This window comes from Gilliamella sp. Imp1-1 (genome assembly GCF_001690415.1).
In the GTDB taxonomy this organism is placed as follows: domain Bacteria; phylum Pseudomonadota; class Gammaproteobacteria; order Enterobacterales; family Orbaceae; genus Gilliamella; species Gilliamella bombi.
The window spans coordinates 19,064-31,442 of record NZ_LZHK01000089.1 but is presented as its reverse complement, the minus strand read 5'-3'; the positions used below and the strand labels follow the sequence as shown (position 1 = coordinate 31,442).

11 protein-coding genes, 1 tRNA gene and 2 pseudogenes are annotated in these 12,379 nt (G+C 32.3%); 5 read left to right on the top strand and 9 right to left on the bottom strand.

Features of this window, described 5'->3' with window-relative positions; translation table 11 throughout:
• Nucleotides 1–51: 51 nt before the first annotated feature.
• The 3 genes from A9G38_RS12870 to dnaQ form a co-directional block, all read right to left on the bottom strand.
• Nucleotides 52–237 (bottom strand): DUF454 family protein, encoded by a 186-nt coding sequence (locus A9G38_RS12870; RefSeq protein ID WP_080702303.1) that lies wholly within the window; start codon nucleotides 235–237, stop codon nucleotides 52–54.
• A gap of 94 nt (nucleotides 238–331) precedes the next feature.
• Nucleotides 332–408 (bottom strand) — tRNA-Asp (locus A9G38_RS07700).
• 116 nt (nucleotides 409–524) lie between these two features.
• Nucleotides 525–1,259: a DNA polymerase III subunit epsilon gene (dnaQ, locus tag A9G38_RS07695; RefSeq protein WP_034910583.1), complete on the bottom strand. Its 735-nt coding sequence runs from the start codon at nucleotides 1,257–1,259 to the stop codon at nucleotides 525–527.
• A gap of 178 nt (nucleotides 1,260–1,437) precedes the next feature.
• On the opposite strand from dnaQ, the gene rnhA reads away from it, so the two are divergent.
• The 3 genes and pseudogenes from rnhA to A9G38_RS07680 all read left to right on the top strand — a co-directional run bounded on the left by rnhA (nucleotide 1,438) and on the right by A9G38_RS07680 (nucleotide 3,993).
• Nucleotides 1,438–1,911 carry a ribonuclease HI gene (gene rnhA / locus A9G38_RS07690; protein WP_034910581.1) on the top strand — a complete coding sequence of 158 codons (474 nt, stop codon included), beginning with the start codon at nucleotides 1,438–1,440 and terminating at the stop codon, nucleotides 1,909–1,911.
• Between the two features lie 85 nt (nucleotides 1,912–1,996).
• A pseudogene (gene gloB / locus A9G38_RS07685) lies at nucleotides 1,997–2,717 on the top strand (hydroxyacylglutathione hydrolase).
• Nucleotides 2,718–2,757: 40 nt separating this feature from the next.
• Complete coding sequence (locus A9G38_RS07680; protein WP_065575305.1) at nucleotides 2,758–3,993, top strand: transglycosylase SLT domain-containing protein; 1,236 nt, start codon at nucleotides 2,758–2,760, stop codon at nucleotides 3,991–3,993.
• On the opposite strand, the gene A9G38_RS07675 is transcribed toward A9G38_RS07680, so the two are convergent.
• From A9G38_RS07675 to rlmC, 3 genes and pseudogenes are all read right to left on the bottom strand, one after another.
• On the bottom strand, nucleotides 3,974–4,753 hold the full coding sequence (locus tag A9G38_RS07675; RefSeq protein WP_034910576.1) for an endonuclease/exonuclease/phosphatase family protein: 780 nt from the start codon (nucleotides 4,751–4,753) through the stop codon (nucleotides 3,974–3,976). The genes A9G38_RS07680 and A9G38_RS07675 overlap by 20 nt on opposite strands.
• Nucleotides 4,746–6,314: a glutamate--cysteine ligase gene (gene gshA / locus A9G38_RS07670; RefSeq protein WP_034910574.1), complete on the bottom strand. Its 1,569-nt coding sequence runs from the start codon at nucleotides 6,312–6,314 to the stop codon at nucleotides 4,746–4,748. The genes A9G38_RS07675 and gshA overlap by 8 nt, the downstream gene beginning before the upstream one ends.
• A gap of 251 nt (nucleotides 6,315–6,565) precedes the next feature.
• A pseudogene (gene rlmC, locus A9G38_RS07665) lies at nucleotides 6,566–7,717 on the bottom strand (23S rRNA (uracil(747)-C(5))-methyltransferase RlmC); the annotation flags it as partial.
• Nucleotides 7,718–7,934: 217 nt separating this feature from the next.
• Between rlmC and map the strand changes: the two are divergent.
• On the top strand, nucleotides 7,935–8,723 hold the full coding sequence (map, locus tag A9G38_RS07660; protein ID WP_034910570.1) for a type I methionyl aminopeptidase: 789 nt from the start codon (nucleotides 7,935–7,937) through the stop codon (nucleotides 8,721–8,723).
• A gap of 62 nt (nucleotides 8,724–8,785) precedes the next feature.
• On the opposite strand, the gene A9G38_RS07655 is transcribed toward map, so the two are convergent.
• Both A9G38_RS07655 and A9G38_RS07650 read right to left on the bottom strand, forming a co-directional pair.
• Nucleotides 8,786–9,655, bottom strand: coding sequence for a co-chaperone YbbN (locus A9G38_RS07655; RefSeq protein ID WP_034910566.1), 870 nt, complete (start codon nucleotides 9,653–9,655; stop codon nucleotides 8,786–8,788).
• A 27-nt stretch (nucleotides 9,656–9,682) separates the two neighbouring features.
• Entirely contained in the window at nucleotides 9,683–10,453 is a 771-nt protein-coding gene (locus A9G38_RS07650) for an SDR family oxidoreductase (RefSeq protein ID WP_051634160.1), read from the bottom strand.
• 97 nt (nucleotides 10,454–10,550) lie between these two features.
• On the opposite strand from A9G38_RS07650, the gene A9G38_RS07645 reads away from it, so the two are divergent.
• Nucleotides 10,551–11,243 (top strand): 5'-methylthioadenosine/adenosylhomocysteine nucleosidase, encoded by a 693-nt coding sequence (locus A9G38_RS07645; RefSeq protein ID WP_034910565.1) that lies wholly within the window; start codon nucleotides 10,551–10,553, stop codon nucleotides 11,241–11,243.
• Between the two features lie 27 nt (nucleotides 11,244–11,270).
• On the opposite strand, the gene rnd is transcribed toward A9G38_RS07645, so the two are convergent.
• Complete coding sequence (gene rnd / locus A9G38_RS07640; RefSeq protein ID WP_034910562.1) at nucleotides 11,271–12,353, bottom strand: ribonuclease D; 1,083 nt, start codon at nucleotides 12,351–12,353, stop codon at nucleotides 11,271–11,273.
• Between the last annotated feature and the right edge of the window lie 26 nt (nucleotides 12,354–12,379).

Sequence of the window (12,379 nt, the reverse complement as noted above, 5' to 3'; positions counted from 1 at the left end):
TTAAAAACATTGCTAACATTTCAAACAAATTTATTTTTGTTGCTTTCTTTTTTATATATAAGTTTGATAGTAATGATTATCAGTAAAATAGCTATAAAGACGATCTGAGATATTGTTTAAAAAATAGGTCGTTAATAAATAAAAAAGCACTGTTGGTAGAGGTGGCACGAGAATACTAACTGTCCCCAATAAAAATAAAGCACTACCTATAATTATAAAAAGCCATTTTTTAAACATTATTAAATGTGAATTAGAAAGGTTTAAGTATTTAATTCAATACAGGTATGGCGATGTTAATAATATTATAAAAGTGTAATTAGAAAATTTGAATTGGCGGAACGGACGGGGCTCGAACCCGCGACCCCCTGCGTGACAGGCAGGTATTCTAACCAACTGAACTACCGCTCCGCTTTATTTGATAGCTTTAACGTCGAAACGTTAAATTAGGCGTGATATTAAAGATTATTTTTATTCTCGTCAATAAAATTTTTAAAATATACGATCAATTGAATACAAAACAATCATTAATTTATATTCCACAATGCTCCCCCACTTTTTTTGTCAATTTTTTTTAAAATAATCTCATGTTCAGAAAGTTCATGTCCTGTGGCTCTGATTACTTTCAAAGGCACACCATTACGTTCTACTCTTTTAATTGAATTAGATTCTGATAAAGATGAGTTATTATCTTCAGAACTAAAAGACAATGTCGTTTGCCCACCTGTCATAGCTAAATAAACTTCAGCTAAAATCTCAGCATCTAATAATGCACCATGCAATGTTCGGTGGGAATTATCTATCTGATAACGTTCACATAACACATCTAAATTATTACGTTTACCTGGAAACAAACGCCTTGCCATAGCCAAGGTATCAGTAATAATACAATGATCAGCTGTTTTAAAATCCAGACCACAAAGACGAAATTCATAATCCATAAAACCTACGTCAAATGATGCATTATGGATAATTAACTCGGCACCATCTATAAATTTAATAAAATCGTGAGCAACATTTTTAAAAATAGGTTTATCTTTAACAAAATCATCACTGATTCCATGCACTTTAAATGCATCTTCATCAATTAAGCGTTCGGGGTTTATGTAAACATGAAAATGGTTACCAGTTAAACGTCGATTAACAATTTCAACAGCACCAATTTCAATAATCTTATGTCCTTCATAATGATTATTGCCTTCTTGGTTCATACCTGTCGTTTCAGTATCTAATACAATTAGTCGTGTAGAATTATGGATCACTTTCTTCTCTTTTATATCAATCGTTGGGAAAAACTTTTATTTAATGGTATAGTCTAGCACCAAAATTTCTTAAAGTTGATACATTCAAAAATTAATATAGTCCTTAATTTACTTAAGTCACAGAATTACAGTAAATAAATTAACAAAAAATTTAAAAGTCATAAATGAAATTAAAAAGATGTTAAAAAAAATTGAAATATATACTGATGGCTCTTGCCTAGGTAACCCAGGTCCTGGTGGTTATGCTGCAATTTTAAAATATAAAACAAACGAAAAAATATTATCAGAAGGTTTTTTTAAAACTACGAATAATCGTATGGAATTATTAGCTGCAATTGTTGCTTTAGAGCAATTAAAGCAGCCTTGTCAAATTGAGTTATATTCTGATAGTCAATATTTGCGAAATGGAATCATCAATTGGATACATAGTTGGAAAAAAAATGGTTGGAGGACCGCCAACAAACAACCAGTAAAAAATGTCGACTTATGGAAAAGACTAGATGAATTAGTGCAGATTCATAAGATTGAATGGATTTGGGTAAAAGGGCATGCTGGGCACATTGAAAACGAGCGTTGTGACATTATAGCTAAAAAACAAGCTCAATCCCCTACATTACAAGATACTATATTTGAACAATGCATAAATGTTTAATGTATTAATTAAATATTTTTATTCAATTTTAAAAAGTTTATTTGCTTTTAACGACATAATTTATAATTAACGCTAAAAAATTAAAATGTATAAACTACATAGCATTGCATCCTTAAAAGATAATTATATTTGGATTCTAACCAATAACCAAGCCATAATTATCGATCCTGGGGAAGCCGAACCTGTTATTAATTATATTAATAAACATAAATTAATCCCCCTTGGAATTTTACTTACTCATCACCATATTGATCACACTGGAGGAGTAAACCAATTACAAGCTCAATACCAAGATATTGATGTTTACGGTCCAAGTGAAATCAATTTACCAATTAATTATCTTATCAAACAAGATAAAATCTGTATTGGTGATTTTAGTTTTGAAGTTATAGAAGTACCAGGGCACACTTTTGGTCATTTGGCATATTATTGCATGCCCTATTTATTTTCTGGGGATACTTTATTTTCAGCCGGTTGTGGAAGGATTTTTGAAGGCACTCATGAACAAATGTTAAATTCTTTAAAACATTTAAAACAACTGCCTAATGATACTTTAATCTGTGCAGGTCATGAATATACTTTATCAAATTTAGCATTTGCGTCCCAAATGCTGCCCGATGACAAAAATATCGAAAGCTATTTAGATTCGATTTCTAATAAATTAATAACATTACCGTCTAATTTATCTGACGAAAAAAATTAATTTATTTTTACGATGTTATGAAACTAAATTACAAAATAAGTTCAAAATTAATAATGAATTAGAATTGTTTGTTTTTTTTAGAAGCCAAAAAGATATTTTTTAGGTATAATGCTAATCTTAATTTAGGTAAAATTTACGGACTAATGAAAAAGTTATTAATATTTACAGCGTTATGTTTGTTTTTAATCGCATGTCAGCATCATGGACCACGATATAATCCTGTTGTTAGAATAAAGTATTCAAAAAACACAGCTAATAATACAAATAGTTCCAGTAATTATGTATCTATCACTCAAAATCCATGGCAATATATGCTGAATCAGATTGAGGCTAATGTTCCAGAAAATAGTCGCGTTAGCGCGGAAAGAGAACGATTATTACGTAATCCTAAAGGTTTTGAAGCCGTTGCCTTACGTTCAGAGCCTTATGTTTATTACATTATTAATCAGCTTCATAAAAATAACTTACCTGCGGAGCTAGCTTTAATTCCTCTTATTGAAAGCGCTTATGACCCACTTGCTACATCCTCTGCTCAAGCTGCAGGATTATGGCAATTTGTTCCTATTACAGCTAAAGAGTATGGACTACAGAGAAGTAGTTCGTTTGATGCTCGTCGAGATCTAATTGCATCGACTAATTCAGCTATTTCACTTTTACAAAATTTAAATAAGCGTTTTGATGGTGATTGGCTATTAACCTTGGCTGCTTATAATGCAGGTGAAGGTCGAGTAAGAAAAGCCATTGAGAGAAATCAGGCTAAAGGTTTACCAATTAATTATTGGTCGCTAGACTTACCAACAGAAACTATGCACTATGTGCCTAAAATTTTAGCAATTATTGATATTGTTAAGAATAATAAACGATATGGAATTAAATTACCTGATTGTAATTATGAAAATTCACTCGTTAGAATTGATATATCAAAGAATATTTCTCTTGCTAAAATTGCTAAATACTCAGAACTATCACTTGATGAGTTAGCTACTTATAATGCTGGATATGTGCAACAAACAGTAAATGGTCCTTTCCATTTGCTTGTTCCTTATGCTCATGCTAAAAGTTTATTCAAAAAGCTACAAGCAGAAAATCTTGTTGTAAATGAAATTACAGAACTTTTACAAGATACTCCTCGTTCTAATATGGCGTTTGAATTTAGAACAAGTTTTATTAAAAATAACAGTATAGTAAGTAAGGATAGTTTTTCCAAAAATGTAAAAAAGATTGTTTATCTTGTTAAAGCAGGAGATAGTCTCTACTCTATAGCTCAAAATTATCGTGTAAAAATTACCGATATCTTGCAATGGAATAATCTAAAGAATTCTAGAGTTCAAGAAGGTGATATGTTGACAATTAATCTTGTCAACGCGAATCCAATCTAAAATTTACTAATAAAGGATTATGATCTGATGCGGTTGTGCTAATAATTTCAGCCGCATTAAGTTGTAATCCTCGATAAAAAACAAAATCAAGTGGTCTGCCCATAAATCTCTTTCGAACATCTACTGAAAAATTAACTGGCTTAAGTTCAATTGAACGAACAAAATGATACAACAAATTTAATCGTTGCCGACTCCATGCATTAAAATCACCGGCCAAAATCACTGGACCAGTATGCTCTTTTATATGATTTAATAGCATGTGTATTTGCTGGCGATAAACTTTCACACCAATACTGAAATTTACGGCATGAATATTAGCAACTAATAACTGTTGTTTGGAATTGCTAATAGGATAAATAGTAATTAAAGCAGATTTAGGGACCCGGATTAATGGTTCTTTTTCTCTAAAAGAAAAAAGTGAGGTTGGCAAAGAGTCTGAAATTGTCATGACTCCAGCATAAATATCGTTAAAACAATATGCTGGAACATGATCCGCAATTTTATTGTGCTGTGCAATAAAATTTAGTAACGGCGAAGTTGTTTGAGCTTCTTGTAACAAAATAAGTTTAGTCTTATCAACATAGTTTTTGAGTATATCAATGCAATCAGCCCTTTTTAGTTTAAAAATATTCCAAACTAAAATAGAAAACGATGTTTGATCAATTAATGGCGTATTAACTACTATTGATTGATTAGGTAAAACCAACTCAACTTTGTTATCTGCCTGATAACGTAAAGTATAATAGCGCTTTTTAAACATTTTTGGCGTTCAATTTTTCCAAATATTCATCAAAAGATAAAGTATCTCCTTGCTCTTTCTTTATCTGTTTCTCAATAGATAAATGGCGTTGTTGTACAAAATCACCTTCAGTTAATAATGCTAAAGGTTCTACCATAAGTTGTTTTTTATATTGATTTGCTAAAGCTAAACCAAATTCAGCTGTACCTAAATCACTTATCGCTTGCAACGTTCTTGCTGATAAAGTTAATTCTGGTTGATCAAACATTAAATCTAGACGTTCACAAACATTACGATAACGCTGCATATCATCTTGATGATCTAAAACATCAGCAACACGTAACAAATCTTTAAATAATTCGTGACCAACTTTAGATAATGGCTCTCGATTACTTTCACAGCCAATACCAATCTCAAGTCCTGGTTTTCGCCCTTCTATTATGACACTATTCCAATTCAATTTAGCACATTCAAGTTCTTTACTACTCATCTCTGGTGCTGGTGCTAGTGCACACCAAATTAAAAATAGATCTATAAAACGTATTTGATCTTCAGTAATTCCTATTGGCGAAAATGGATTAACATCTAATGCTCTTACTTCGATATACTCAATACCACCACGCAAAAGTGCATCCGATGGAGATTCCCCTGCCATTGGCACTCGTTTAGGTCGAATAGGTGCGTAAAACTCATTTTCAATCTGTAATACATTATCATTTAATTGGCGATAATGCCCATCCACTTTAATTCCTAACTTAGCAAAATCTGCAGACTTTGTGCGCGTTGCCCGTTTTAGTCCCTCTACATATGTCTCCAAATGGTTAAAAGTAATACCAAGCTGTTTTTGAGCATTATTGGTGTATCCAATATCACTTAATCTTAAAGAAGTTGCATAAGGCAAATAGCAATTGCCATTTGTTTGTTCAATAAAGACTTGTGCTTTAACTGGATCTTGAATAAATGAAGAACACATTGATGGCGATGCACCAAATAAATAAGGAATAACCCAACCAAAACGATAATAATTTCGTATTAAGGTAAAATAACCTTCAGAAATTACAGCTTTGCCTTCTTCGGTATTTTTAACCCCTTCTCTTGCTTGCCAAAATGCAGTTGGTAGTGAAAAATTATAGTGAACACCTGAAATGGTCTGCATCATTGCACCATAGCGGTTTTTCAATCCTTCACGATAAATCGTTTTAAAACGACCTTCATTAGAAGTACCATATTGAGCAAGAATAATATCTTTTTCGTTTGCAACAAAACAAGGCATACTTAAAGGCCACATCATTTCATCACCAATATTTACGCTAGCATAACGATGCAAATCGCGCAAAAACGTCAACATATAATCAATATTGGTATTAACTGGCGTGATAAATTCTAACATTGATTCGGCAAAATCAGTTGTTATCCAAGGGTGGGTTAACGCAGCACCAATTTTTGAAGGAAATGGCGTTTTTGACAATGATCCATCAGGCAAAATACGTAAAGTTTCTCGTTCAATACCACGTTGAATACCTTGTAAAATGGTGTAGTGTTTTTCTAACCAACTAAGTGCTTTTGAGACATCAGGAATCATATTTTGCGCTTCCTTAAAATGTAGTTATTTAATATTTATATTAACATAATTTAAAATTATGCGATGGGCTAATTTATGACAACATTTGGAATAAAACAGCATTATACGTTGTAATATAGCAATCCTAAAAACTATAATTTACTATTTTTATTACAAATATTTTGATTTTAAATACATGGCAACTAAAAAAATAACAGCTATTTCATGGATAGGAAATAGCACATATAATATTTATCATAAATCTATTTTATTTATAATCGTTGCAATAAAACTAATACTTCCATATGTGAAGTATGCGGAAACATGTCAAATAATTGTACTTTTTGGATTTGATAATTTGGCAGTAACATTAAATCATCAACTAATGAAAATAAGTTACAACTTGAATACATAATATAATTTGGTGCCATTTGTTTCAAATACTGCATAAGTACTTTACCAGCCCCTCGTCTTGGGGGATTTAGTAAAACTAAATCAGGTACATTTTTTTGAGCTGTAGCGTATTTTGTTGCGTCAAATGCTTTGAAGTTTAATTGTTTAAAACCTAATTTTTTTGCTGATTTAGTTGCACACTCAATTGCGTCTGAATTAATTTCAATACCTGTAAGGCTAATATTTTTCTCAGTAACAAGGTTAGCACAACTTAACCCAAAACCACCTACCCCACAAAACATATCCCAAATAGAATGAATAGGTAAATCTGTGACCCAGTCACTTGCTGTTTTATAAAGGCTGCTGGCAACATATGGGTTTGTTTGAAAAAAGCTTTTAGGTTTAATAAAAAGAGGAGTGTTATTTAAAGTTATTGGAAGAAATGAATTATTAGTTAAGACTATTTCATCTTCACCTTCTAAAATAGCCGCATGATTTGGTTGAATATTTATCGAAATTACGTCTAAGTTTTGAATTTTGTCTTGTAATTGTTTAATAGAATTATTTATTTTAGCAACAAACTTGTGTGATTTTAAAACAAATCGTAGCATAAAGTTGCTCGTACCCTCAGTTTTACTTTCAGTAATTATAACAAATTTCAACTCCCCTTTACGCTTATTAATATTATAAGGAATAAGCCCTTGTTTACGAATGAAAGTTCGAACAAGTTTTAAGATATTTTGCATACTGTTTGAGTAAAGAGGACAATCGCATAAATCAACTGCCTCATTCCCCGTTTGTATACCTAAAACGGGCTTTTCAACACTACCTAACACTGCCATCTTTGCTTTATTACGAAAAGCGGTTTCATGACTAGCAAAAGGTTCTTTAACCTCGTTTGGTTTAAAATGAGTTAATTGTTGTAATAACTTATTTTGTTTTTCTGCCAGTTGTACATGATAAGGATGTTCTATCCATTGGCAAGATAAACACTTTTTTTGTTGGTAAAAGTGACATTGCATTGCGTTGCGATTAAAGCCTTTTTTATAATGGGTATAATTATATACAGAATATCAAACGAATATAACAATAGTTTTGAATTTTATACTAAAACATATATTTTCCTGAAACTTTTTTGCAAAAAATTATAGGAGTATAAGAAAAAGGTATAATTAATTCTCTGGTATAATTTGACGAAATAGTGCTGTATGATAGGATATTGCCATTAATATTAAAGGAAAAAAATTAATGTCTATAAAGTTAAAAACCCCTGCTGAAATAGAAAAAATGCGTATAGCAGGCAAACTCGCTGCTGAAGTTTTAGAAATGATAGAACCTTATGTTAAACCCGGTATTACTACAGGTGAACTAGACAAGATCTGTTATGAACATATCGTCAATGTCCAAAAAGCTATTCCAGCTAATATTGGTTATCATGGTTATCAACATACTAGTTGTATTTCAATTAATGATGTGGTTTGTCATGGTATTCCAAGTTTTGACAAAAAGTTAAAAGATGGCGATATTCTAAATATTGATGTGACAGTTATTAAAGATGGTTTTCATGGCGATACATCTAGAATGTACATTGCTGGTAAGCCAACTATCACAGGTGAAAAATTATGCCAAGTTACACAAGAGAGCCTTTACGAGGCGATTAAAATTATCAAACCAGGCATTCGTTTAAAGGAAATTGGTAAAACGATACAAAAATATGTCGATAAGTTTGGTTTTTCTTCAGTTCGTGAATATTGTGGCCATGGTATTGGTGAAGTCTATCATGACGAACCTCAAGTTTTACATTATGACGCTGATGACGGCGGTGTAATTTTAAAACCAGGAATGACTTTTACCATTGAACCAATGGTAAATACTGGTGACTGGCGTACTCGTACCATGAAAGATGGCTGGACGGTTAAAACCAAAGATCATGGGCTTTCTGCACAATATGAACACACAATCTTGGTTACTGAAAATGGTGTTGAAGTCTTAACATTACGCAGTAACGAAGATTTTCCTCGTATTATTGAACACTAAATAAAGTGGATTCAACAATAGTTTATTGTTGAATCCTTTCGCTTTATTAAATTTCATAAATCTTAATATAATAAAGTATACAATTTACGTCGATAACTACTAGCTAACGGATTACTTGTTCCTAATGCCGCCAATAAATCGAGTAATGTTTTCTTCACTTGCCCGTCACCAGCATTAAGATCTTTTGTCAATGGTTTGAATAACAACTCTAATGCTTCTTCATGACGCCCTACATGCATTAATTGGGAAGACAATTGAATCATTAGTTCAACGTTATCAGGATGTTGAGCAAATTCTGCCTGTAATTGTTGTAATTCTGGAGAATTAGCAGCTTGTTCAAGTAATTCTATTTCGGCTTGTAATCCATGATAGCTTGAATCTTGATCTTGTAGCGGAATAGTTGCCAGCACTTCTTTTGCTTCACTTAGCTGTTTAAGTTCAATTTGTGATTTTATTAGCATTAATGCAATATCGGTTCTCGGTTTACCCAAATGATCGGTTAGTGATTTCCAGGTTTGCCGTAACAGTGGTAATGCTTCTTCATATTTAGCTTCATGAAATAAATTTTGAGCTTCAATTAATTTAAGCTCATCTTCATTTGGTAGCACTTTTTCTAAAAAAATTTTAATAGTTTCTTCGGATTGAGGACCTTGAAAGCCATCTACAGGTTGACCATTTTGAAATAAATAAATAGTTGGAATCGCCCGTAAACCAAATTGAGCAGCCAGCATTTGTTCTTCATCGCAATTAACACTTGCCAAAATAAATTGACCATGATGTTCATTAGCTAATTTAGTTAAAGTTTGAGTCATTGCTTCATAATTGGGACTTCTTGATGACCAAAAATAAAACAACACAGGGGATTGAGAAGATCTTTTTATAATCTCTTGAATATTTTGTTCATTAACATCAAAAATAAATTGATTTTGCATATTATGTCCTAAGAATACTTTGATTCATTATTTATTTTTTAAAATTCTATCCATTAATCTATCAGGAAGCAAACGTTTAGCAATAGCCGCTATTTTTGTCACTTTTGTTACCCTGTAACGTATTTTTGGAGTTCTATGTTCAAGCGCATGAAATAAGTAAGGTAACACAGCCTCAGGCGCTAACGTAAATCGTTTGGCAATAGGTGGATTTTTTACAATATTTTCTTTTTCTATTTGATTAACATTATCTGAAAAATACGTTTTTAATGGCCCTGGTTCAATTAAACTAACTTTGATATTGGTATTAGCTAATTCTAATCTTAGTACATCAGACCATGATTCTAAAGCATATTTACTTGCTGAATAAGCTCCTCTACCAGGAGTAGCAACAATGCCAACAATTGAGCTGGTTTGAATAATACGTCCTTCATTTTCTGCAAGCATTGCAGGAAGTAGTAACTGAGTTAACTGATGTACACCAAAGAAATTGGTTGAGAATTGAGACTCTAACTGCTCTCGGCTAATTGTTGCTAATCGCCCATATACTCCAAAGCCGGCATTATTAAATAATGCATATAATTGTCCGCCTGTCATAGTTAATACTTCTTTAGCGGCTAAATGAACAGAATCAGGATTATCTAAATCAAGTAATACAGTTTCAAATCCTTGTTCAATTAATTTTTGTTGGTCAGACTTTTTGCGACAAGACGCAATAACACGATAACCACGTTTTTTTAATGCAATAGCTGAAATAAGTCCTATTCCACTTGAACAGCCTGTAATAAAAATTGTTTTCAATTTTATCTCCGTTTTATTCACATATTGTCAAGCTAATCTTCTGCAATTATGATAGCACACTTAAATAGAAGTTACCCAAACTAAGCCAGAGGATCGTATGAAAATCGCTATTATTGCTGCAATGGAAGAAGAAGTTGCCATCTTAAAAAGTAAAATTACCCATTATCAAGTTGAACGCCATTTAGGTTGTGATTTTCATCTTGGTCAAATTGCCGGTTGTGAAATCATTCTACTTCAATCAGGCATAGGTAAAGTGGCCGCAGCCTCAGGCACAACACTATTATTAAATAATTACAAGGTTGATGCTGTTATTAATACGGGTTCAGCTGGAGGACTTTCAACCGAACTCAATATTGGTGACATTATCGTATCAAAAGACGTATTTTATCATGATGTCGATTTAACCGCTTTTGGTTATAAACCAGGACAAATGTCCGCTTGCCCAGTTGTATTTGAAGCAAGCCAACAATATCAATCATTAGCCAAATCATGCATAAAAAAACAAGGTGTTAATGCAGTTGAAGGCTCAATTGGTAGTGGTGATGCATTTATTAATGGTAAAGATACATTAGAACGGATCAAACAAACCTTTCCAAATGCCATAGCGGTAGAAATGGAGGCCGCAGCAATTGGGCATGTCTGCTGGCTATTTAAGGTACCGTTTGTAGTGGTAAGAGCAATCTCAGATAATGGTGATAATGAATCAGCAATGGATTTTCAGTCATTTTTAAAACTTGCAGCCACACAATCGTCCTTAATTGTTGAATCAATGTTAAGCGAGCTAGCCTAAACTTTTTTAAAAAATAGCATACTGAAATCACAAACAATATTCACTAAACAAGGGTTGACGCCAACCAGTTAGTATTTCTGGTACGTCACCTTTTTTATCAATTTTCCATTTAATATATTGATTAATTAATCGGCGCGAAAGTAATAAATCTTGATTAAGCCCTGTTTTTGATGAAATGATTTGAGCCGCTTTTTTTAATTCATCCGAGATTTTCTTGAAATCGGGATAAGTATTAATTCTACGAATAAGTGGTACCTCGGGTATCGGTTCAGATAAAATATCGAGAATTTTTTGCCCATATAAACGAATTTCTTTACCTTTCATCCCTAATTTATCAAGTTCAGCTAATGAAGACGGTAAATAACGTGCTATTTTCCACAAAACTTCTTCGCGTATAACAAAATTTAAAGCGATATCTTGCTCTTTGGACAAATTATATCGCCAACTTGCTAATTTATACAATTGACCTAGACTTTTCCCTTTCAATTGCCAACTATTTTTAATATTTAGATAAGCGTTGTTTGGATCTATCACTGTACATTTACGAACCACCGCCATTTGGCACTCTTGATAAGCGGCTTGCAAATAATCATTTTCGGTTAATTGTGATTTTAGAATGTTTACTAATGGAAAAAGATATAACACATCATTAATAGCGTACTCACACTGTTTTTCGGTTAATGGTCGTTTTAACCAGTCTGTTCGAGTTTCACTTTTATCCAGCTCTACTTCTAAATATTTTTTTACTAAACTGGCATAACCAGAACTTAACGGATTATCTAAAAAAGAAGCCAATATTTGGCTATCAATAATAGGAATCGGCACCATTCCAAAGTAATAAAGGAAAACCTCGATATCTTCACTGCACGAGTGGAAATACTTTTCAATTTTAGGATTTTTTAAGATCGTTAAAAAATCTTGCCAATCGCTAATAGTGATTGGATCAATTAATGCAGCATGTTTTCCATCAAAGACCTGCAATAGCCCTAAATGCGGATAAAATGTACACGTACGTACAAATTCTGTATCTAATGCAATCGCTGAGCTTTTTTCGATTTTTGAACAAAACTCAGCTAGCTGATCATTATTAACAATAAGTTGATAAGACAAAATAAAATTCCTATTTAGATAAATCT